20 protein-coding genes are annotated in these 20733 nt (G+C 71.5%); 14 read left to right on the plus strand and 6 right to left on the minus strand.

Annotated features, from left to right (window positions below):
* Positions 1 to 22: 22 nt before the first annotated feature.
* Positions 23 to 1606: a tetratricopeptide repeat protein gene (locus DBP14_RS22200; RefSeq protein WP_129308900.1), complete on the minus strand. Its 1584-nt coding sequence runs from the start codon at positions 1604 to 1606 to the stop codon at positions 23 to 25.
* Positions 1607 to 1703: 97 nt separating this feature from the next.
* Between DBP14_RS22200 and DBP14_RS22205 the strand changes: the two genes are divergently transcribed.
* Entirely contained in the window at positions 1704 to 3113 is a 1410-nt protein-coding gene (locus DBP14_RS22205) for an FAD-linked oxidase C-terminal domain-containing protein (protein ID WP_129308901.1), read from the plus strand.
* Between the two features lie 29 nt (positions 3114 to 3142).
* On the opposite strand, the gene DBP14_RS22210 is transcribed toward DBP14_RS22205, so the two are convergent.
* Positions 3143 to 3556, minus strand: coding sequence for an SsgA family sporulation/cell division regulator (locus tag DBP14_RS22210; protein ID WP_129308902.1), 414 nt, complete (start codon positions 3554 to 3556; stop codon positions 3143 to 3145).
* Positions 3557 to 3823: 267 nt separating this feature from the next.
* Between DBP14_RS22210 and DBP14_RS22215 the strand changes: the two genes are divergently transcribed.
* Together DBP14_RS22215 and DBP14_RS22220 are read left to right on the plus strand one after the other, a co-directional pair.
* Positions 3824 to 5305 carry an RDD family protein gene (locus tag DBP14_RS22215; protein ID WP_129308903.1) on the plus strand — a complete coding sequence of 494 codons (1482 nt, stop codon included), beginning with the start codon at positions 3824 to 3826 and terminating at the stop codon, positions 5303 to 5305.
* Between the two features lie 96 nt (positions 5306 to 5401).
* Positions 5402 to 6190, plus strand: a complete 789-nt coding sequence (locus DBP14_RS22220) for an RDD family protein (protein ID WP_129308904.1) — start codon at positions 5402 to 5404, stop codon at positions 6188 to 6190.
* Positions 6191 to 6206: 16 nt separating this feature from the next.
* Here the strand turns inward: DBP14_RS22220 and DBP14_RS22225 are convergent, their stop codons facing one another.
* Positions 6207 to 6443 carry a hypothetical protein gene (locus DBP14_RS22225; protein ID WP_129308905.1) on the minus strand — a complete coding sequence of 79 codons (237 nt, stop codon included), beginning with the start codon at positions 6441 to 6443 and terminating at the stop codon, positions 6207 to 6209.
* Between the two features lie 389 nt (positions 6444 to 6832).
* Here DBP14_RS22225 and DBP14_RS22230 point away from each other — a divergent pair, with 389 nt between their 5' ends.
* Positions 6833 to 9187, plus strand: coding sequence for an immune inhibitor A domain-containing protein (locus DBP14_RS22230; RefSeq protein WP_129308906.1), 2355 nt, complete (start codon positions 6833 to 6835; stop codon positions 9185 to 9187).
* Positions 9188 to 9309: 122 nt separating this feature from the next.
* Positions 9310 to 9642, plus strand: a complete 333-nt coding sequence (locus tag DBP14_RS22235) for a hypothetical protein (RefSeq protein ID WP_129308907.1) — start codon at positions 9310 to 9312, stop codon at positions 9640 to 9642.
* Positions 9643 to 9961: 319 nt separating this feature from the next.
* Here the strand turns inward: DBP14_RS22235 and DBP14_RS22240 are convergent, their stop codons facing one another.
* Entirely contained in the window at positions 9962 to 10558 is a 597-nt protein-coding gene (locus tag DBP14_RS22240) for an isochorismatase family protein (protein ID WP_129308908.1), read from the minus strand.
* A gap of 68 nt (positions 10559 to 10626) precedes the next feature.
* Complete coding sequence (locus tag DBP14_RS22245; protein WP_129308909.1) at positions 10627 to 11973, minus strand: nicotinate phosphoribosyltransferase; 1347 nt, start codon at positions 11971 to 11973, stop codon at positions 10627 to 10629.
* 137 nt (positions 11974 to 12110) lie between these two features.
* Between DBP14_RS22245 and clpS the strand changes: the two genes are divergently transcribed.
* From clpS to DBP14_RS22295, 9 genes are all read left to right on the plus strand, one after another.
* Positions 12111 to 12428, plus strand: coding sequence for an ATP-dependent Clp protease adapter ClpS (clpS, locus tag DBP14_RS22250; RefSeq protein ID WP_129308910.1), 318 nt, complete (start codon positions 12111 to 12113; stop codon positions 12426 to 12428).
* Between the two features lie 12 nt (positions 12429 to 12440).
* Positions 12441 to 13049, plus strand: coding sequence for a DUF2017 domain-containing protein (locus DBP14_RS22255; RefSeq protein WP_129308911.1), 609 nt, complete (start codon positions 12441 to 12443; stop codon positions 13047 to 13049).
* Between the two features lie 403 nt (positions 13050 to 13452).
* Positions 13453 to 14871, plus strand: coding sequence for an amino acid permease (locus DBP14_RS22265; protein ID WP_129308912.1), 1419 nt, complete (start codon positions 13453 to 13455; stop codon positions 14869 to 14871).
* Between the two features lie 173 nt (positions 14872 to 15044).
* Positions 15045 to 15467 carry a M67 family metallopeptidase gene (locus DBP14_RS22270; protein WP_129308913.1) on the plus strand — a complete coding sequence of 141 codons (423 nt, stop codon included), beginning with the start codon at positions 15045 to 15047 and terminating at the stop codon, positions 15465 to 15467.
* A gap of 156 nt (positions 15468 to 15623) precedes the next feature.
* Positions 15624 to 15719, plus strand: coding sequence for a putative leader peptide (locus tag DBP14_RS37460; RefSeq protein ID WP_347239660.1), 96 nt, complete (start codon positions 15624 to 15626; stop codon positions 15717 to 15719).
* A gap of 134 nt (positions 15720 to 15853) precedes the next feature.
* The gene (locus tag DBP14_RS22280) at positions 15854 to 16132 is read left to right on the plus strand and encodes a MoaD/ThiS family protein (protein ID WP_129308915.1); all 279 of its coding nucleotides are present in this window, start codon (positions 15854 to 15856) and stop codon (positions 16130 to 16132) included.
* Between the two features lie 14 nt (positions 16133 to 16146).
* Positions 16147 to 17097 (plus strand): cysteine synthase, encoded by a 951-nt coding sequence (locus DBP14_RS22285; protein ID WP_129308916.1) that lies wholly within the window; start codon positions 16147 to 16149, stop codon positions 17095 to 17097.
* Positions 17098 to 17419: 322 nt separating this feature from the next.
* Positions 17420 to 19507 (plus strand): putative Ig domain-containing protein, encoded by a 2088-nt coding sequence (locus DBP14_RS22290; RefSeq protein ID WP_129308917.1) that lies wholly within the window; start codon positions 17420 to 17422, stop codon positions 19505 to 19507.
* Between the two features lie 149 nt (positions 19508 to 19656).
* Entirely contained in the window at positions 19657 to 20127 is a 471-nt protein-coding gene (locus DBP14_RS22295) for a hypothetical protein (RefSeq protein ID WP_129308918.1), read from the plus strand.
* 66 nt (positions 20128 to 20193) lie between these two features.
* Here DBP14_RS22295 and DBP14_RS22300 read toward each other — a convergent pair whose 3' ends face one another.
* Positions 20194 to 20652 carry a type II toxin-antitoxin system PemK/MazF family toxin gene (locus DBP14_RS22300; RefSeq protein WP_129308919.1) on the minus strand — a complete coding sequence of 153 codons (459 nt, stop codon included), beginning with the start codon at positions 20650 to 20652 and terminating at the stop codon, positions 20194 to 20196.
* Between the last annotated feature and the right edge of the window lie 81 nt (positions 20653 to 20733).

Consider the following 20733-nt stretch of genomic DNA (forward strand, 5'->3'; position numbering starts at 1 on the left):
GGCGGCCTGCGACCCACAGGGTTCAGGAGGTCTCGTCGGAATCCTCGGACGGCAGCGGTTCGTCCGGTACGGGGCCCAGCGCGGCAAGCGCCCGCTGGGCCTCCGGCGCGTCCAGGGGCGAGAACCACGGGTTGATCCGCAGCGCCTCCTCAAGGTGCCGGCGGGCGGACGCGGCCAGCCCCAGGCCCTGCTCGATCATCCCCCGGTGGAACGCGTACGGCGCACTGCGCACCCCGCCGCCCTTCGCCGCGTCCGTCGCGATCGACGCGTACGTCAGCGCCTCCTCGTCGGCGCCCGCGCGGTGCAGCGCCCAGCCCAGCGCGTCGGCCACCGCGAGGCCGGGCTGGCGCGCCCACTCCGCCCGCAGCCGCGCCACCGCGTCCGTGGCGTCCCCGTGGTCCGCCTCGAACCGCCCGGTCAGCAGGTCCTCGTCGACCCCGCCGGACTCCGCCTGCCGCAGCCGCTCCCGCAGCAGCGCGTACTGCTCCCCGGCCTGCTCGCCCCGGCGCAGCGACTCGTACAGCTCGCCCAGGTCCAGCAGGTCCTCGGGGCGCGGCCGCGTCGCCACGGCCGTCGCGTACGCGTCCAGCGCCTCGTCGGTGCGGCCCAGCGCGGCCAGCGCCCGGCCCTGCCCCGCGAGGGCCTCCCGCCGGTCCGGATCCAGGCGTACGGCCGCCCGGTAGTGCCGCAGCGCGTCCTCGCGGTCCCCGCGCTCCCAGGCCAGCCGGCCCGCGTCCGCCAGGTACGCGGCCCGTTCGGCGGGCGTACCGGCGGCGGCCGCAGCGTCGGCGAGCTGGGCCTCGGCGTCCTCGCGCCAGCCCCGGTCCCGGTACACCTGCGACGCCCGCGCCATCACCGCCGGCCGCGCGGCGGCACCGGTGTGCAGCTCCAGCAGCTTCTCCAGGGTGGAGCGGGCCCGCTTGTAGTCACCGAGCCCGGTGTAGGCGTCGATCAGCGGCGGATACGCGGACCACTCCTTCGGCGTCAGCTTCCGCGCCTGCTCGCCGTACCGTTTCGCCGCCGGGAAGTCCCGGCGCGCGTTCGCCAGCGCGGCCAGCGCGCCGAGCGCCTGGGCGTTCCCCTCGGCCTTCACCTTCAGCGACGTCCGAAGCGCCTGCTCCGCCCGCGGGAAGTCCGCGGCGTCCGCCTCCCGCCGGCCCCGCGCCACGTACGCGGACCCGAGCACCGCCCACGCGCGCGCGTCCCGCGGCCGCGCCCGCACCAGGCTCTCCTGCCGCCCGATGAGCACCGCCAGATCCGGCAGCGCGGCCGGCCGCCCGGACGTGACCGCCGTCAGCGCGAGCGCCCGCGCGCGGGGCCCCGGTGCGGGCGCCACGGCCCCGTGCCCCGACACTTCCGGCAGCAGCACCAGCGCCGCGCCGGCCAACAGCCCGCCCGCGGCCAGGCCCGCCGCCAGGCCCACCAGCGCCCGCCGCGAAATCCGCCACCCCTGGCGCCGCACCGGCGGCCGCACGGAAGGCTGCGGCGGGACGGCACCCGACGGCGGGACCGAACCCGGCGCGCCCACGGAACCCGGCGCTCCCGCCGAACCCGGCGCGCCCGCGGCACCCGTGTCGGGACGGTCGTCGTACGGTCGGATCTCCATGCCGCTCACTGTGCGTCAACGCGGCGACCGCGTCCGGGTGGCCCAAGGACGGTGCGGACGGGTTCACACGGATGGCGGCGAGTGCGAAGGTGTGATCATGAGCCGTACCGAAGCGCAGCGCACCGCGGAGACCGGTGAGCCCGGGAGCCTCACCGGCCGGCTCCTGGCCGGGCTGCCGCCCGAGGCCGTGCTGACCGACCCCGACGTCACCGCCTCCTACGCCAACGACATGGCGAGCTTCTGCCCGGCGGGCGCCCCGGCCGTCGTCGTGCTGCCGCGCACCGTGGAACAGGTCCAGCACGTCCTGCGCACCGCCACCGAGCTGGGCGTCCCCGTCGTCCCGCAGGGCGCCCGCACCGGCCTGTCCGGCGGGGCCAACGCCGTCGACGGCTGCATCGCGCTGTCCCTCACGCGGATGAACCGCATCCTGGAGATCAGCCCCGTCGACCGGATCGCCGTCGTCGAACCCGGCGTCGTCAACGCCACGCTCTCCCGCGCCGTCGGGGAACACGGCCTGTACTACCCGCCCGACCCGTCCAGCTGGGAGACCTGCACGATCGGCGGGAACATCGGCACCGCCTCCGGCGGGCTGTGCTGCGTCAAGTACGGCGTGACCGCCGAGTACGTCCTCGGTCTGGACGTCGTCCTCGCCGACGGCCGCCTGATGTCCACCGGCCGCCGTACCGCGAAGGGCGTCGCGGGCTACGACCTCACCCGGCTGTTCGTCGGCTCCGAGGGCTCCCTCGGCATCGTCGTACGGGCCGTGCTCGCGCTGCGGCCCAAGCCGCCCCAGCAGCTCGTGCTCGCCGCCGAGTTCGGCTCCGCGACCGCCGCGTGCGACGCGATCTGCCGGATCATGGAGGGCGGGCACGTCCCGTCCCTCCTCGAACTGATGGACCGTACGACCGTCAAGGCGGTCAACGCCCTCGCCCACATGGGTCTGCCCGAGTCCACCGAGGCGCTGCTGCTGGCCGCCTTCGACACCCCGGACCCCGCCGCCGACCTCGCCGCCGTCGGCGCGCTCTGCGAGGCCGCCGGCGCCACCCAGGTGGTGCCCGCCGACGACGCCGCCGAGTCCGAACTGCTGCTCCAGGCCCGGCGGCTCGCGCTGACCGCGCTGGAGGCGGTCGCGGGCACGACGATGATCGACGACGTGTGCGTGCCCCGCTCCCGGCTCGGCGCGATGCTCGACGGGATCGAGCGGATCGCCGCCACGTACGACCTGACGATCGGCGTCTGCGCGCACGCGGGCGACGGCAACACCCACCCCACCGTCTGCTTCGACGCCCGCGACCCCGACGAGACCCGGAGGGCCCGCGAGTCCTTCGACGAGATCATGGCCCTCGGTCTGGAACTCGGCGGGACCATCACCGGCGAACACGGGGTGGGCGTGCTGAAGAAGGAGTGGCTGGCCCGCGAGATCGGCCCGGTCGGCCTGGAGATGCAGCGCGCGGTGAAGCAGGTCTTCGACCCGCTCGGCATCCTCAACCCGGGCAAACTGTTCTGACCGGCCGCACCGGCTCACCCATACCGCGCTCACTGCGCCAGCAGCTGGTCGAGCGCGTCGTCGATGCCCAGCCGCGCGGCCTCCGTCCCCGGTGCCACCACCCGCAGCGTCCGCTCCAGCCACGCCGACACCTGCGCGGAGGGCGCCTCCAGCAGGGCGTCGCCGTCGGGCGAACTCAGCGCCATCAGCACCACGCTGCGCCCGTCGGCCTTCGTCGGCCACACCCGCACGTCCCCCTGCCCGCACGGCCGGAACACCCCCTCCACCAGGAGTTCCCTCGCGAACGTCCAGTTGACGGGATGCTCGGAGTTGATGTGGAAGGTGACGTGCACGGCGTACGGGTCGTCGGTGCGGTAGCTCAGCCGCGCCGGGACCGGGACGCTCCGCTCCGGCGACAGGACGAGGTTCAGCTCCAGCTCGCGCTCCACCACGGTGTGCTCCATGACCTGCGTTTCCTCTCTCCCGGGGGCCGCCCGGACGCGGCCCCGCACGAGGGAGAGGCGGCGGGGGCGCGGGCATTACGCGGGTTCGGGAAAGTTTTTTCGCCGCCTCTCCGTGTACGACGGCGCTCCCTCGTCCCGGTATGGCGGAGCAGTGCACGGAGTTGCCCGTAAAGGTGCGGGTACGGCGGGACTGGCGGTGGGGGCTCCGCGCGTCTGATAGATGTGGAGGCTCGCATCCCACCTCCGAGCAGATACGGGACGACGGACATGAGCGCCCCAACCCCGGCCCCCGGCGACGACAGGCCCCGCGAGGGCTACTACCCGGACCCGTCCATCCCCGGCTACGTCCGGTACTGGAACGGCGCCTCCTGGGTGCCGGGCACCAGCAGGCCGGCGCCGAGGGACGGCGAACCGCTCAGCCCGCCGCCGGGCGCCGCCCCGGCGGCTCCGACTCCACAGGCTCCTGCGGCCCCGGCCGCCCCCGCAGCCCCGATGGCTCCCGTGCCGCCGGCGGCTTCGGCGATGGAGGAGACGGGCCCACACTTCTTCGACGAGGACCCGCAGCCCACGCCGTCCGGCCCGCAGCGGCAGGCGCCCGCCGCATGGGCGGCCGACCCCAGGGTTCCGGCGGACACCCCGGCCCAGCCGTCCGGCCACGCCATGAGCGCCGACGGCACGGCCTCCATCCCCCCGGCCGAGCCGGACACCCCCGACGCGGGCGGCACCTTCATCTTCCGCCGCCCGGTCCCGGGTCCGGCGGCGGTCCAGGACGAGGGCACGATGACGTTCCGCCCGGTGCGGGACACCTCCGGTCCGGGGTCGAGCGGGGCACGCGCGCGTGGGACGAGTGGGCCGGCGAGCGGCGGTTCCGCCACCCCCGGTGCGGGCGGCCCCGGCCTCCAGGGCCCCGTCGGAGCGGCCCCCGCCTCCGCCTCAACCGCCGCCCCCGCCACCCCGTCCGCCGGTCCCGCCGCCACGCCGGTCACCGGTGCCGGTTTCGGAGCCGGGAAGGCGGCCGCCGCACGCGCCGCCGCACCGGCCCCCTTCGCACCGAACGCCGCCGCACCCGCCCCCTCCGTGCCGCACCAGGCCGCCGCTCCGGCACCGCAGCCGGCGCCCGCCCCGGTGACCAGCGGTCCCGGGGGAGGGCAGGCCTCCTGGGCGCAGCAGGTGCACCAGCTGGCCGGGGCCGGGGACGAGCAGCCCGTCGCGCCGTGGAAGCCGCCGGTGGACGACATCTTCCAGGCGGCGGCGCGCCGGCAGGCCGCGGCCCGGCCCGCCGGACTCGGCAGGCGGTTCCTCGCCCGGCTCGTCGACAACCTGGTCATCGGCGCCGTCACTGGCGTCGCGGCCGTCCCGTTCGGCACCAGGGCCGTCGACCACATCCAGGACAAGATCGACGCGGCGAAGCTGTCCGGCCGTACCGTCACCGTCTGGCTGCTCGACGGCACCACCGGCACCTGCCTCGCCATCGTGCTGGCCGTCCTGCTCGTCTTCGGCGTCCTCTACGAGGTGCTGCCCACCGCCAAGTGGGGCCGCACCCTGGGCAAGAAGCTGTGCGGGCTCGACGTGCGGGACATCGAGGGCCACGAGCCTCCCGCCTTCGGCGCGGCGCTGCGCCGCTGGCTGGTGTACAGCGTTCCCGGCCTCCTCGGCATCGGCGTCCTCGGCGTGCTGTGGTGCCTGTTCGACCGTCCCTGGCACCAGTGCTGGCACGACAAGGCGGCGCACACCTTCGTCGCGGGCTGACCGCCGGCCGCGCGACGGCGCCGAAGGGCTGGCGCCGGTACTCCGTACGGCGGTCTGCCGGATGCGGAGCCGGGGCGTTCGGGATGCACTCGGGCCATGAGCAGCGAACCGCCCCACGGCTCCGGACCGCAGCCGCCCGACGACGATCCGCTCCGCAAGCGGCCCCCGTCGCAAGAGGGCGCGGGCTCGCCGTACGACCCGCCGTACGGCGCCCAGCAGCCCCCACCCCCGGGCGGCGACCAGGGCGGCGGCCAGCCACCCCCGTACGGGGGCCAGCAGCCTCCGCCCTACGGCGGCGGCCAGCCTCCTCCGCACGGCGGCGGCCCCTACGGCGGCGGTCAGCCTCCCCCGCCGGGAGGCGGCCCCTACGGTGGTGGCGGCCCGTACGGCGGTGACCCCTACGGCGGCAGCGGCTACCCCGCCGACCCGCTCGCCGGAATGCCCCCGCTCGCCGACAGCGGCAAGCGGACCCTCGCCCGCATCATCGACATGATCCTGGTGGGGATCGTCGTCGGCCTGCTCACCTGGGCGTTCGGGGTCAGCGCGTGGGAGATGAACGACAACGGCATCCAGGCCGGCCGGTCGGCGGCCGAGGGCGTCATCGCCGCCGTCCTCTACATCGCCTACGACACGTTCATGATGTCCCGGACCGGCCAGACGCTCGGCAAGAAGTGGCTGCACCTGCGCGTGGCCAACCTGGACAACGGTGCCACGCCCTCCCCGCAGACCCTGCTGATCCGCTCCCTGGTGCTGTGGATTCCGTTCGCGTTCTGCTGCGCCTGCATCTGGACTGCCATCTCGGGCGGTTGGAGCTTCTTCGACAAGCCGTACAAACAGGGCCTGCACGACAAAGCGGCCAAGACGGTGGTCGTCAGCACGCGTTGAGCCCGGTGTCCGCCGGTCAGAGCCGGCTGGGCACCCGCTCCTCCTCGGCCGCGGGCTCCGTCCGCGCTGCGACGGTGTGGGCGCCGGGTAGCGGCACCGTCATGGCCACGAAGACGCCCAGCGCGAGTGCGGCGAGTGCGATGACGGCGATCCCGAGGACGGAAGTCGCCTGCGAGAGCAGCAGCATGGCGAGGGTCGAGAAGACCACGGTGCAGAAACCGTAGACGAGCTGTGCGGCAGTCGGACGAGGCATGGCAATCGTGTCCTCGGGAGGGTCGGGGGGTGCCGTTTCGACTCTATTCGGCTGCATGCCCGGGACGGACGATGGGTAAGCGTGACCTAACCCACGGTGCCGGTGCACAGGGGGCGCACGGAGTCATGGGGCCCCGGCATGTGCCGGTATCACGCGCCCGTTGGCCGGGATTCCCCTACGGCGCGCCCGGGGACCGAGGGTTAACCCTGTTCGTAAAGCGGACGTCAGCTCCGCATAGTGCACTTGTCCTGGGCAAGTCAAGATCTGTCTTTTCTTCTAAACCTCTAGTCAAATGACGTCACTTGACACACGCGTTGAACGTGCGCGCACGGATCCATCCATGACCCGGGACCCCCTGTTCGTGCGCGCGGCGCGGGGGAGGAACTCAAGTGACCAGCAGACCCTGGACGTTCAGAGCCGCCGCCATCGGCGTTGTGCTCGCCACCGCCTCGGCCGGATTCGCGACCTTCGCCGTCGCGCAGGCCGCGACCGGCGCGGACAAGGCCCCGTCGGCTGCCGCGAACCGGCACGACCCGGCCCTGAAGCAGCAGTCGCACAACCTCGACGGTCCGATGAGCAAGACGCAGCGGGCGCAGCGCCAGGAGGCCCTGAACCAGCTCATATCGGGCAAGACGAAGGTCAAGGAGCGCAACGGCTCCAAGGTCGTCCAGCTCAAGAGCAAGAAGGGCGACAGCAAGTACGTCGAGCTCGGCCGGGAGAAGACCGACAAGATCTTCACGATCCTGGTGGAGTTCGGCGACCAGACGGACCCCAAGTTCGGCGGCACCCCCGGCCCGCTGCACAACACGATCGCCCAGCCCGACCGCCGCAAGGACAACTCGACGGCCTGGCAGGCGGACTACAACCAGAAGCACTACCAGGACCTGTACTTCGGCACCGGCAAGAAGACCGAGTCGCTGAAGAAGTACTACGAGAAGCAGTCCTCGGGCCGCTACTCGGTCGACGGTGAGGTCTCCGACTGGGTCAAGGTGCCCTACAACGAGGCCCGCTACGGCAACGACGCCTGCGGCCAGACGAACTGCACCGACGTGTGGAACGTGGTCCGCGACGGCCTGAACGCCTGGGTCGCCGACCAGAAGAAGGCCGGCAAGTCCGACGCCACCATCAAGGCGGACCTGGCCAAGTACGACCAGTGGGACCGCTACGACTACGACGGCGACGGCAACTTCAACGAGCCCGACGGTTACATCGACCACTTCCAGCTCGTGCACGCCGGTGAGGACGAGTCCGCGGGCGGCGGCGCCCAGGGCACGGACGCGATCTGGGCCCACCGCTGGTACGCCTTCGGCACCGACGCGGGCGCGACCGGTCCGGCCGACAACAAGCTCGGCGGCACCCAGGTCGGCGACACCGGCGTCTGGGTCGGCGACTACACCATCCAGCCGGAGAACGGCGGCCTCGGTGTCTTCGCCCACGAGTACGGCCACGACCTCGGCCTGCCGGACGAGTACGACACCGCGGGCGGCGACAACGGCACCGGCTTCTGGACGCTGATGTCCGCCGGCTCCTGGCTGGGCACCGGCAAGGAGGCCATCGGCGACATGCCGGGCGACCTCAACGCCTGGGACAAGATGCAGCTGGGCTGGCTGAACTACGACACCGCCAAGGCGGGCGTCACCTCCTGGCACAAGCTGGGTCTCGCCGAGTACAACACCAAGTACCACCAGGCGCTCGTCGTCTCGCTGCCGGACAAGGCGGTCAAGACCACGATCGTCAACCCGGCGCAGGGTGCCACCCAGTGGTGGAGCGGCATGGGTGACAACCTCAAGAACACCCTGACCCGTTCGGTGGACCTGACCGGCAAGACGTCCGCGAAGCTGGACCTCGACGGCTGGTACGACATCGAGAAGGACTACGACTACCTCTACACCGAGGTGTCGACCGACGGCGGCGCCAACTGGACCGCCCTCGACGGCACGGTGGACGGCCAGGCCATCCCGCGCGACGGCAGCGACAAGCCGGCCCTGACCGGTTCGGTCGACGGCTACAAGAAGCTGTCGTACTCCCTCGACGCCTACGCGGGCCAGAAGATCCAGCTGCGCTTCCGCTACCAGTCCGACGGCGGCGTCGCCCTGAAGGGCTTCGCGGCGGACGACATCACGCTGACCGCCGACGGTGCCCCGGTGTTCTCGGACAACGCCGAGAGCGCGGACAACGCGTGGACGGCCTCCGGCTTCTCCCGCATCGGCGCGTCCTTCACCAAGGACTACAAGCAGTACTACATCGCCGAGAACCGGCAGTACGAGTCGTACGACAAGACCCTCAAGGTCGGCCCGTACAACTTCGGTTCGGCCAAGCGCACGGGCTGGGTGGAGCACTACCCGTACCAGAACGGCCTGCTGATCTGGAAGTGGGACACCTCCCAGGCTGACAACAACACCAGCGTCCACCCGGGCGTCGGCCAGATCCTGCCGGTCGACGCGCACGCCAAGGCCCTGAAGTGGTCCGACGGCACGCTGATGCGCAACAAGATCCAGACGTACGACTCGACGTTCACGATCGGTCGCACCGACGCCCTCACCCTGCACAAGGCGGACGTGAAGACCAAGATCAAGTCGCAGAAGGGCGTGCGGACGTTCAACGACCACACGAACACCTACTACGACCCGGAGAACCCCTCCGCGAGCGTCAAGATCACTGACACCAACACCAAGATCAGGATCCTGAAGCAGGGCAAGGGTGGCTCGACCGTGGAGCTGCTGGTTGGTCCCGCGGTGAAGTAAGCGGGCATTTCCGCAGGTCAGAAGCGTATCGGCGGCAACCCCCTGGCGGGTTGCCGCCGATCGTGTTTAGGTGCGACCTGTGGCTCGCTTATTGACACCGACCGGAACGGGGATGTGACCACATGGCCGCAGGAGGTTTCTGCAAGCTGCCGAACGGCACGGTGGTGGTGGCGCTCAACCTGCCCAGCCCGGGCCCTGCGGGCGGCCCTGGCGGGGTACGGGTGCTGGTCCACGCCCAGAACCGGGCCCGAGCCCTGACCAGGCTCCGCAACCTGGGGTTGCGCGCGATATACCTGCGGGGCAACACCGCGCCGCCCACCCCGGACGAGGTGACGGCGGTCCTCCACCACCCCGACGGCCTCCTCTGGCGCACGTCCCCGGACAACGGTGTCATCCCGAACGAACTCTGGCACCCCATCCGAGCCCTTCTCCGCAGACCGGTGCCTCAGGGGTGAGACCGAGGGCGGCCGGGGCCGTACGTCATCCGCCGGCCGGCTGTGGCCGCTCGCGCAGTTCCCCGCGCCCCTGAGGGGCGCGCTGTACCGGGCGGCGCTTTCCAGCACTGGCCCGGGCAGCTCGCCCAGGGGGCGCGGGGAACTGCGCGACGAGCCCCCGCCGACCCGCAGGCGAAACGCGACCCCCAGCCACCCCTGAGGGGCGCGCTGTGCTGGGCGGCGCCTTCCAGTGCCGGCCCGCGCAGCTCACCCAAGGGGCGCGGGGAACTTTGCGAGCGGCCACAGCCGGGCAGCAGGTGACGTACGAGTTCAGTGCGGGCTAGTTGTTCAGGACTGGTTTGCCGGTGAGGGTTATGCCTGCTGAGCGGAGTGCTTCGAGGGCGCGGTCGGTGCTGTCGGCGGAGACCCCCGCCGTGAGGTCGAGCAGCACCTGCGTCCGAAACCCCTCCTCCGCGGCATCCAGCGCCGTAGCCCGCACGCAGTGATCCGTCGCGATCCCGACCACGTCGACCTCGTCGATGTGCCGCGCCCGCAGCCACGCCGCCAGCGACACCCCGTTCTCGTCGGCCCCCTCGAACCCGCTGTACGCGGCCGAGTAGGCCCCCTTGTCGAACACCGCGTCCACCGCCCCCGAGGCGACGGCCGGCGCGAAGTTGGGGTGGAACCCCACCCCCTCCGTGCCCGCGACGCAGTGCGCCGGCCAGGAGTGGACGTAGTCGGGGTCGTCCGCGAAGTGGCCGCCCGGCGCGATGTGGTGGTCGCGGGTGGCCACCACGTGCCGGTAGCCCGCGCCGCCCGCCGCCTGCCCGATCAGTTCGGTGATCGCGGCGGCGACATCGGCACCCCCCGCCACCGCGAGGCTGCCGCCCTCGCAGAAGTCGTTCTGGACGTCTACGACGATCAAGGCGCGGCGCATGGCGGGTGTCCTTCGACTGGATGGATGGGTGGGTGGGCGGTGGAGGAGAGGCGCGTACCGGTCCCGGATTAGCTACCCGAGCGCCCGTGCACGTACTCCGTCGGCAGGACGGGTTCCCCGCGCGAGAGCTGCGTCGCGGACAGCGGCAGGTTCCCCCGCGCGGCGATGTGCCGGTCCCGTACGACGTCCAGCGGCTCGCGCGCGACGACCTGGCCGCCCTTGACCAGCTCGACCAGCAACTGCCGGTCGGCCAGCTCGGCGGGGACGGATCCGGTGCCGACGACCTCGGCCTCCGCCACCCCGTCCGCGTCCAGCCGCCGTGCCGCCCACTTGCGGCCCCCCACGGACGTCTTGCCCCCGCTGGACTTCTTCGCGACCGGCACCAGCGGCGCCGCCGGGTCCGCGGACTCGGCGCGCGCGACCAGCTTGTAGACCATCGAGCAGGTCGGGTGCCCGGAGCCGGTCACCAGCTGGGTGCCGACGCCGTACGCGTCCACGGGCGCCGCCGCCAGCGAGGCGATGGCGTACTCGTCGAGGTCGGAGGTGACGATGATCCTCGTGCGGGTCGCGCCCAGCTCGTCCAGCTGCTGCCGCACCCGGTGCGCGACCAGCAGCAGGTCCCCGGAGTCGATGCGCACCGCGCCCAGCTCGGGACCGGCCACCTCCACCGCCGTACGGACCGCCTCGGCGACGTCGTACGTGTCCACCAGCAGCGTCGTGCCCCGGCCCAGCGAGTCCACCTGGGCCCGGAAGGCGTCCCGCTCGTGGTCGTGCAGCAGGGTGAAGGCGTGCGCGGAGGTGCCGACCGTCGGAATGCCGTACCGGAAGCCGGCCGCCAGGTCGGAGGTGGTCGCGAACCCGCCGACGTACGCGGCGCGCGCGGCGGCGACCGCGGCCAGCTCGTGGGTGCGGCGGGCGCCCATCTCGACCAGCGGCCGGCCGCCCGCGGCGGACGCCATCCGGGAGGCGGCGGCCGCGATCGCCGAGTCGTGGTTGAGGATGGAGAGGATCACGGTCTCCAGCAGCACGCACTCGGCGAAGGAGCCCTCCACCCGCAGGATCGGCGAGCCCGGGAAGTACACCTCGCCCTCGGGGTAGCCCCAGATGTCCCCGCTGAAGCGGTAGCCGGCGAGCCACTCCAGCGTCCGCTCGTCGGTGATCTCCCGCTCGCGCAGGAACGCCAGGACGGCGTCGTCGAAGCGGAAGTTCTCGACGGCGTCCAGGACGCGCCCGGTGCCGGCCACCACGCCGTAGCGCCGCCCGTGCGGCAGCCGCCGGGTGAAGACCTCGAACACACTGCGCCGCTCGGCGGTACCGCCCGCCAGCGCGGCCTGCAGCATGGTCAGCTCGTACTGGTCCGTGAAGAGCGCGGTAGAGGGAACATCCACCGGCAGCCCAAGGTCCGCTACTCCCACTGTCCTCACCTAGCTCGTTCCGCTCAGAGCCCCCCAGGCACGGCCGGGGGTCCGGGGGTTGTCCCCCGGTGTGTGCGGCATGGCAGGGATCGTACCCCCATTTCGTCAGTGTGACGAATACTGATCGGCGTGGCAGCATGGACCGTGTGACGTCACCCGCGCCCGCAGAGATCGAACGCACCGAGTCGGCGGAGGAGGTCTTCGCCGTACCCGAGCCCGACGTCCCCTGGATCACCATCGTCCACAATGATCCGGTCAACCTCATGAGCTACGTGACGTACGTCTTCCAGGCGTACTTCGGCTACTCCAAGGACAAGGCCACCAAGCTCATGCTCGACGTCCACCACAAGGGCCGGGCGGTCGTCTCCAGCGGCAGCCGCGAGGAGATGGAACGCGACGTGCAGGCCATGCACGGCTACGGTCTGTGGGCCACCCTCCAGCAGGACCGGAAGTAGCGAATCGCCTCCATGCCAGGAACCTTCGAACCGCTCCCCGGCGGCGGCGCGGCCGTCGCGCTCGACGACGTCGAGATCTCCATCCTCCGCTCGCTCGCCGCCCAGCTGCTGGAACGCATCGGCCCCGGTCCCGCCGAGGACGCCCCGGACGACCCGCTCGCCGAGCTGTTCGCCGAGGGCCCCAGCGAGCCGCCCTCCGACCCGGTGCTCAGACGGCTCTTCCCGGACGCCTACAGCGACCCCGCCAAGGCGCCCGAGTCCCTCGGCCAGGCGGAGGAATGGCAGGAGTACTCCGCCGAGTTCCGCCGCTACACCGAGAACGACCTGCGGGCCGGCAAGCGGGACAACGCCCTCGCGGTGATCCGCACCCTGGACGCCCTCGCCCCCCTGGACGACGACGGCGGCGCGGTCCTCAAGCTGTCCCCGGCGGAGTCCCGGCAGTGGCTCGGCTCCCTCAACGACCTGCGCCTCGCCATCGGCACGACGCTGGACATCACCGACGAGGACGACACCGACCTGCTCTACCGGCTCCCCGACGAGGACCCGCGCAAGCCGATGGTGCTGGCCTACCTCTGGCTCGGCGGCCTCCAGGAGACCCTCGTCGGCACGCTCATGCCGTGACGAGCCTGATGTCCCGATGGCCGTCATGCCTTGACGGCCATCATGCCGCGATGTCCTGATTCATTCCCATTTCGCGTTCGCTCAGAGGACGCTCAAATCCGGATAACGATCACGTCACCGATGTGGCCGGTATTGCCGCCTTCGGTCACCCTTTGTCCGGTTCTCCCTGTGCTGTGCGTCACATCGCCACCCTGTGATCAGCGGTCCGGCGTGGTAAATCTTCACGATCGCCCGGCCGACACCACCCATGTACGGCCGGGTGCGCCACCGAGCCGGCGACCGCCGGCCAGGCACGGGCGGGCCGTTCGAAAGCCCGCCCAGCTCCATCAGTCCGGGGGGATCGAAACCCGATCCGGAGGCCGACGACAGGCCCGGGTCGGAAATGGAGAAAGGCGCACCACACATGGCCTCTGAGAAGGTCACCGCAGCCCCTGAGGAGGGGTACGAGCGCGGGCTCGGCAGCCGCCAGGTCCAGATGATCGCCATCGGCGGCGCGATCGGTGTCGGACTGTTCCTGAAGGCCGGGGCCAACATCGAGAAGGCCGGCCCCAGCCTCATCCTGATGTACGCCCTCGCCGGCGTGATCATCTTCTTCATCATGCGGGCCCTGGGCGAACTGCTGCTCTACCGCCCCGTCTCCGGCTCCTTCGCCGACTACTCGCGCGAGTTCCTCGGCCCGTTCTTCGGCTACTTCACCGGCTGGACGTACTGGCTGATGTGGGTGGTCACCGGCATGGCCGAGCTGACGGCCGCCGCGATCTACATCAACTACTGGTTCCCCTCGGTGCCGCAGTGGGTGACCGCGCTCGTCTTCCTGGTGATCCTCTTCGGGGTCAACCTGATCTCCGTCAAGCTCTTCGGCGAGCTGGAGTTCTGGTTCTCCATGGTCAAGGTCACCGCGCTGATCGGCATGATCGTGATCGGCGTCGGCGTGCTCACCTTCGGCTTCAGCGCCGCCGGTGACACCGCGCACGTGTCGAACCTCTGGCAGTTCGACGGCTTCTTCCCCAAGGGCATCGGCTCCTCCCTGATGACCCTGCAGGGCGTGATGTTCGCCTACCTCGCCGTCGAACTCGTCGGCGTCACCGCGGGGGAGTCCGAGAACCCGGAGAAGACCCTCCCGAAGGCCATCAACACCCTGCCCTGGCGGATCGGCCTGTTCTACGTCGGTGCCCTCACCGTCATCCTGTGCGTGGTCAAGTGGACCGAGTTCCACGCGAACGTCAGCCCCTTCGTGAAGGCGTTCGCGATGATCGGCATCCCGGCCGGCGCCGGCATCGTCAACTTCGTGGTGCTCACCGCCGCCCTGTCCTCCTGCAACTCGGGCATGTACTCCACCGGCCGCATGCTGCGCACCCTCGCCGACAACCGCGAGGCCCCGCAGGCCTTCTCCAAGCTGTCGGTCACCAAGACCCCGGCGCTCGGCATCACCGTCTCCGTGCTGTTCATGGGCATCGGCGTGGTCCTCAACTACGTCGTCCCGGAGAAGGCGTTCGGCTACGTCACCTCCGTCGCCACCGCGGCCGGCATCTGGACCTGGCTGATGATCCTGATCAGCCACGTCCGGTACCGCCGCGCGGTCGCCGCCGGCCGGCTGCCCGCCTCGCCCTTCCCGGCTCCCGGCGGCGCGGTGTCGTCGTACATCGCCATCGCGTTCCTGCTCTTCGTCACCGGTCTGATCGCCTACGACGCCGACTCCAGGGTCTGCCTCTACGTGATGGCCGTCTGGGCGGCAGCGCTCGGCATCGGCTGGCTGGTGCTGAAGAACCGCACCCCGGACATCACCGAACGCCGCGAGCCGGAACTGGAGCAGGTGGGCTGACCGCACCCGCCAGAACCAGGAGCCGGCCCCGCCGTGCCGGCCTCCCCGAAGGACGTCAGGCGACCGGGAACACTCGTGGATTCCCGGCGGCCACCCGCTCACGACGTCCGGCATGTGGGCCCCTCCGTACCATCCCTCGGTACGGAGTGGGCCCTCTGCTTATCCTGAGCCCCATGCTGACCATCACCCAGGCCCTCCACGACCGGATCGTCGCCCACGCGCGCGAGGACCACCCCGACGAGGCGTGCGGCGTGGTCGCCGGTCCCGTGGGCGCCGGCCGTCCCGAGCGCTTCATCCCGATGCTGAACGCGGCCCGCTCGCCCACCTTCTACGAGTTCGACTCGCAGGACCTGCTGAAGCTCTACCGCGAGATGGACGACCGCGACGAGGAGCCGGTGATCATCTACCACTCCCACACCGCGACCGAGGCCTACCCCTCCCGCACAGACATCGGCTACGCCAACGAGCCCGGCGCCCACTACGTCCTCGTCTCCACCGCGGACGCCGACGGCCTCGGCGAGTTCCAGTTCCGCTCCTTCCGCATCCTCGACGGGCAGGTCACCGAGGAGGACGTGAAGATCGTCGAGGCCTACTGAGCGCCCACTGAGCACCCACCGGGCCCCGCACCGAGCACCCACCGGGCCCCGCACGGAGCCCCCGCCGAGTCGTACCGTCTCACCCCTCGACCGTCACGCGTCCGCCATCTGGGATCACATTCCAGAACCCGGACCGGGAATCGATACGATGAGCCCATGGTTCTTCACGACGTGAGCGATGAGACGCCGGGCATGCTGCTCGTGGCGCGGCTGCACGTCGACCTGTGCAGGTTGAACAGCGCCATCTGTTGACGTTCCCTGCCGCCGTACGGCCGTGGGCCACGCGGTGAGCCGCCGCGCGCGCAGCCTCCGCGGCATCCGCGCCACCTTCGACGACATCGACGACCCGACATCGACGACTTAAACCCTGACAGGAGCCCGCGACCATGGCCATCGAGGTCCGCATCCCGACCATCCTCCGCACCTACACCGACGGCCAGAAGGCGGTGGACGGCTCCGGGAACACCCTCGCCGAGCTGTTCGCCGACCTCGAGACCCGGCACGGTGGCATCAAGGCGCGCATCGTGGACGGCGACCAGCTGCGCCGCTTCGTCAATGTGTACCTGAACGACGAGGACGTCCGCTTCCTGGACGGCATCAACACCAAGCTGTCCGACGGCGACAACGTGACGATCCTGCCGGCCGTGGCCGGCGGCATGCGCTGACGGCGCCGGCAGCGATGCGCTACGACTCCCCGCTGGCCGCGGTGGGCAACACCCCCCTGGTGCGCCTGCCGCGGCTGTCGCCGTCCCCCGAGGTCCGCATCTGGGCCAAGCTGGAGGACCGCAACCCGACCGGCTCGGTCAAGGACCGCCCGGCCCTGCACATGATCGAGCAGGCCGAGAAGGACGGCCGGCTGACCCCCGGCTGCACGATCCTCGAACCCACCTCCGGCAACACCGGCATCTCGCTCGCCATGGCGGCCAAGCTCAAGGGCTACCGCATGGTGTGCGTGATGCCCGAGAACACCTCGCAGGAACGCCGGGACCTGCTCGGCATGTGGGGCGCGGAGATCATCTCCTCCCCGGCGGCGGGCGGCTCCAACACCGCCGTGCGCGTCGCCAAGGAGCTGGCCGCCGAGCACCCCGACTGGGTGATGCTCTACCAGTACGGCAACCCGGACAACGCCGGCGCGCACTACGCGACCACGGGCCCGGAGCTGCTCGCCGACCTGCCCTCCATCACCCACTTCGTCGCGGGCCTCGGCACGACCGGCACCCTGATGGGCGTCGGCCGCTACCTGCGCGAGAACAAGCCGGACGTCAGAATCGTCGCCGCGGAACCGCGCTACGACGACCTGGTGTACGGCCTGCGCAACCTCGACGAGGGCTTCGTCCCCGAGCTGTACGACGCCTCGGTCCTCACCACCCGCTACTCCGTGGGCTCCGCGGACGCGGTCACCCGCACCCGTGAACTCCTCCAGCAGGAGGGCATCTTCGCGGGCGTCTCCACCGGTGCCGCCCTGCACGCGGCGATCGGCGTCGGCAACAAGGCGCTGAAGGCCGGCGAGAGCGCCGACATCGCCTTCGTCGTCGCCGACGGCGGCTGGAAGTACCTCTCCACCGGCGTCTACACGGCCGCCACGACGGAAGAGGCCATCGAGACCCTCCAGGGCCAGCTCTGGGCGTAGGGGCTCGGGTGCAGCAGCTGCGGGCGTAGCACCGCAGCCGCAGTGCCTCGGGCGTAGTTCTCGGTTCTCGCCAACCCCCTCCAATGAGGGGGTCACGCGAATCCTATGGCCGGGCAAAGAATTGCGTCCGGTACTGCCGGTAACGCTCGGGCCAGGGCTACGTTCCTCCCGCACCCTGTCATGTCACCCTCACTCCACGAGGTCGGCGGGCAGGGGCCTGTGAGTGTCATGCTCATGACCTGCGCGGTCTCGCCGCCGCTACGCGCGTGTCACGGGCTGCCCTTCCAGCTGCGAATCCCCACTTCCACGGAGGCAGTACCCCATGCGTGAGTCACGCCCGAGCGGGCGCAGACCCCGTCTGCGCAAGCTCGTCGCCGTCGCCGTCCCGGCCCTCGGTCTCACCGTCGCCGGTTTCGCCGCCGCACCCGTAGCGGGTGCCACGCCGGTCACGGCACAGACCGCCGCCCACACCACCACGCACGCGGCGCAGAACGCGAAGGCCCTGACCGACCCCAAGCGTCAGACCTTCCACACCACGGGCAAGGCCGGCCAGAAGGTGCCCACCCAGCACCTGTGCGCCACCGCCGAGCCCGGCCACGCGTCCTGCTTCGCGCAGCGCCGCACCGACATCAAGCAGCACCTCGCCTCGGCGCTCGCCGCCGCGGCCGCCACCCCCTCCGGGCTCTCCCCGGCCAACCTGCACGACGCCTACAAGCTGCCCTCCACGGGTGGTTCGGGCATGACGGTCGCGATCGTCGACGCCTACAACGACCCCAACGCGGAGTCGGACCTGGCGACGTACCGCTCGACCTACGGCCTGTCCTCCTGCACCAAGGCCAACGGCTGCTTCAAGCAGGTCAGCCAGACCGGCTCCACCACCAACCTCCCCACCAACGACTCGGGTTGGGCCGGTGAGGAGGCGCTCGACCTCGACATGGTCAGCGCCACCTGCCCGAACTGCCACATCGTCCTGGTCGAGGCCGACTCGGCGAACGACACGGACCTCGGCATCGCCGAGAACCAGGCCGTCTCGCAGGGCGCCAAGATCGTCTCCAACAGCTGGGGCGGCGACGAGGCGTCCAGCCAGACGTCCGAGGACCAGCAGTACTTCAACCACCCGGGCGTGGCCATCACGGTCTCCGCGGGCGACTCCGCCTACGGCGCCGAGTACCCGGCGACCTCCCAGTACGTGACCGCCGTCGGCGGCACCGCGCTGAGCACCGCTTCGAACTCCCGCGGCTGGTCGGAGTCCGTCTGGCACACCAACTCCACCGAGGGCACCGGCTCCGGCTGCTCCGCCTACGACCCGAAGCCGAGCTGGCAGACGGACACGGGCTGCTCCAAGCGCATGGAGGCCGACGTCTCCGCGGTCGCCGACCCGGCGACCGGTGTGGCGGTCTACGACACCTACGGCGGCTCCGGCTGGGCGGTCTACGGCGGCACCAGCGCCTCCGCCCCGCTCGTCGCCGGCGTCTACGCCCTCGCGGGCACCCCGGGCAGCAGCGACTACCCGGCGAAGTACCCCTACGCCCACACCAGCAACCTGTTCGACGTGACGAGCGGCAACAACGGCTCCTGCTCCACGTCCTACTTCTGCACCGCCCGCACCGGCTACGACGGCCCGACCGGCTGGGGCACCCCCAACGGCACCGCCGCCTTCACCGCCGGCGGCGGCAGCACGGGCAACACGGTCTCCGTGACCAACCCGGGCAGCCAGTCCACCACCACGGGCGGCTCCGCCAGCCTGCAGATCCACGCCAGCGACAGCGCCGGCGCGGCCCTGACCTACAGCGCCACCGGCCTGCCGACCGGCCTGTCCATCAACAGCTCCACCGGCCTGATCTCCGGCACCGCCTCCACCGCCGGCACCTACCAGGTCACTGTCACCGCGAAGGACTCCACCGGCGCCACCGGCGCGACCTCCTTCACCTGGACCGTCGGCACCTCGGGCGGCACCTGCACCTCCGCCCAGCTGCTCACCAACCCGGGCTTCGAGTCCGGCAGCACCGGCTGGAGCGCCACCAGCGGCGTCATCACCAACGACTCCGGTGAGGCCGCCCACAGCGGCTCCTACAAGGCGTGGATGGACGGCTACGGCAGCACCCACACCGACACCGTGTCCCAGTCGGTGACGATCCCGGCCGGCTGCACCGCCAAGGTGACGTTCTACCTGCACATCGACACCAACGAGTCGACCTCCGGCAGCGCGTACGACAAGCTGAAGGTCACCGCCGGTTCGACCACTCTGGCGACCTACTCCAACCTGGACGCCGCCTCCGGTTACGCGCAGAAGTCCTTCGACCTGTCCGCCTTCGCGGGCCAGACGGTCACCCTGAAGTTCAGCGGGACCGAGGACTCCTCCCTGCAGACCAGCTTCGTCGTCGACGACACCGCCGTCACGACCAGCTGACCCGCACCACCCGGTGATCCCGCGCGCGGAGGCCTTCCGCGCGCGGGATCATTCCGTTTCGGGGGCTGTGAGCGGGATCCGCCGGCGCCGCTGACACGTCACATCAGCACCAGGCCGGTCGTCCGGCCCTGTACCGAAAGGCGGTCCCCATGCGCCGTACGACACGGACAGCGCTCCCCGTCGGCACCACCGCCGTCGCCCTCGCGGCGACGCTCCTCCTGGCCGGCTGCGGCTCCGAGAAGTCCGGCACGTCCGCGGGCCACTCCGGTAACGGCGGCACGGTGTCCTCCACCCCGACCGGCTGTACCGCCAAGGGACAGCTGACGGCCGCCGACAACGGCCGTACCGTTTGCCTGTCCAAGGGCGACGAGCTGCGCCTCACCCTCGACGGCACCAAGGCCCGCCCCTGGAAGCCGGTCTCCGTGCAGGGCAAGGGCCTGGAAGCCATCAACGCCGGCATCGTCCTCCGACCGGGCGACGCCTCCGGCGCCTGGCGCGCGACGGCCTCCGGCACGGTGAAACTGGAGTCCTCCCGCCCCCTGTGCGCCCAGCCCACGACACCGGGCGCGGTCTCCTGCAAGGGCATCCAGAACTGGACGGTGACAGTGAGGGTGAGCTGAGCGCCCGAAGGGGCGCGGGGAACTGCGCGACAAGCCACGATGCAGCCGCAGACAAACAAATACCGCTCACCCGGCCAGGTGTCGCACCTGATCCCACAAAACCGGATCAACCACACCCACCCGCCGACGGAAGTCCCCGACAGGGACCTCGCGCAGCTCGTCGGTGCGCAGGAAGCTGGGGCGGCCCTGGGCGTCACCGACCGCGCCGGGCGGCAACGGGATCACCCCCGAGCGCTCGTCGTGGTACTTGCTCGTGATCTTCGCGACCGTCGCCCGGTTGCCACGCACCGCCAGCACCAGGCAGGGCCGGTCCTTGGCGACACCCACGTGGTCCTCGTAGGGCACGTTCGCCCACCAGATGTCACCCGGATGGGGCCGTGCCGCCGCCTCGGCCCCCTCGGACCGCCCGTGCCGCCGGCGCCACCGCCGGGACCGCCGGTGCCCGCGCCCCCAGCCGTCCACGAGCGTGGCGACCAGGGCGAGCAGCACCACCGCCGCGAGCGCCAGCCACCATGACGTGTCCATACGGACGACGGTACCGGCGCACGCCGCGCATTGCGCGCCCTCCTTCAATCCTGTTGCGCCCCCGGTCCAGCCGAACCGGTG

Origin of the sequence: Streptomyces sp. L2 (assembly GCF_004124325.1) — a bacterium.
Classification (GTDB): Bacteria; Actinomycetota; Actinomycetes; order Streptomycetales; family Streptomycetaceae; genus Streptomyces.

Excerpts from the sequence above, each read along its gene's own strand:
- DBP14_RS22200 (WP_129308900.1), bottom strand. The coding sequence starts at position 1,606 with ATGGAGATCCGACCGTACGACGACCGTCCCGACACGGGTGCCGCGGGC.
- DBP14_RS22205 (WP_129308901.1), top strand. The coding sequence starts at position 1,704 with ATGAGCCGTACCGAAGCGCAGCGCACCGCGGAGACCGGTGAGCCCGGG.
- DBP14_RS22210 (WP_129308902.1), bottom strand. The coding sequence starts at position 3,556 with ATGGAGCACACCGTGGTGGAGCGCGAGCTGGAGCTGAACCTCGTCCTG.
- DBP14_RS22215 (WP_129308903.1), top strand. The coding sequence starts at position 3,824 with ATGAGCGCCCCAACCCCGGCCCCCGGCGACGACAGGCCCCGCGAGGGC.
- DBP14_RS22220 (WP_129308904.1), top strand. The coding sequence starts at position 5,402 with ATGAGCAGCGAACCGCCCCACGGCTCCGGACCGCAGCCGCCCGACGAC.
- DBP14_RS22225 (WP_129308905.1), bottom strand. The coding sequence starts at position 6,443 with ATGCCTCGTCCGACTGCCGCACAGCTCGTCTACGGTTTCTGCACCGTG.
- DBP14_RS22235 (WP_129308907.1), top strand. The coding sequence starts at position 9,310 with ATGGCCGCAGGAGGTTTCTGCAAGCTGCCGAACGGCACGGTGGTGGTG.
- DBP14_RS22240 (WP_129308908.1), bottom strand. The coding sequence starts at position 10,558 with ATGCGCCGCGCCTTGATCGTCGTAGACGTCCAGAACGACTTCTGCGAG.
- clpS (WP_129308910.1), top strand. The coding sequence starts at position 12,111 with ATGGACCGTGTGACGTCACCCGCGCCCGCAGAGATCGAACGCACCGAG.
- DBP14_RS22255 (WP_129308911.1), top strand. The coding sequence starts at position 12,441 with ATGCCAGGAACCTTCGAACCGCTCCCCGGCGGCGGCGCGGCCGTCGCG.
- DBP14_RS22265 (WP_129308912.1), top strand. The coding sequence starts at position 13,453 with ATGGCCTCTGAGAAGGTCACCGCAGCCCCTGAGGAGGGGTACGAGCGC.
- DBP14_RS22270 (WP_129308913.1), top strand. The coding sequence starts at position 15,045 with ATGCTGACCATCACCCAGGCCCTCCACGACCGGATCGTCGCCCACGCG.
- DBP14_RS37460 (WP_347239660.1), top strand. The coding sequence starts at position 15,624 with ATGGTTCTTCACGACGTGAGCGATGAGACGCCGGGCATGCTGCTCGTG.
- DBP14_RS22280 (WP_129308915.1), top strand. The coding sequence starts at position 15,854 with ATGGCCATCGAGGTCCGCATCCCGACCATCCTCCGCACCTACACCGAC.
- DBP14_RS22285 (WP_129308916.1), top strand. The coding sequence starts at position 16,147 with ATGCGCTACGACTCCCCGCTGGCCGCGGTGGGCAACACCCCCCTGGTG.
- DBP14_RS22290 (WP_129308917.1), top strand. The coding sequence starts at position 17,420 with ATGCGTGAGTCACGCCCGAGCGGGCGCAGACCCCGTCTGCGCAAGCTC.
- DBP14_RS22295 (WP_129308918.1), top strand. The coding sequence starts at position 19,657 with ATGCGCCGTACGACACGGACAGCGCTCCCCGTCGGCACCACCGCCGTC.
- DBP14_RS22300 (WP_129308919.1), bottom strand. The coding sequence starts at position 20,652 with ATGGACACGTCATGGTGGCTGGCGCTCGCGGCGGTGGTGCTGCTCGCC.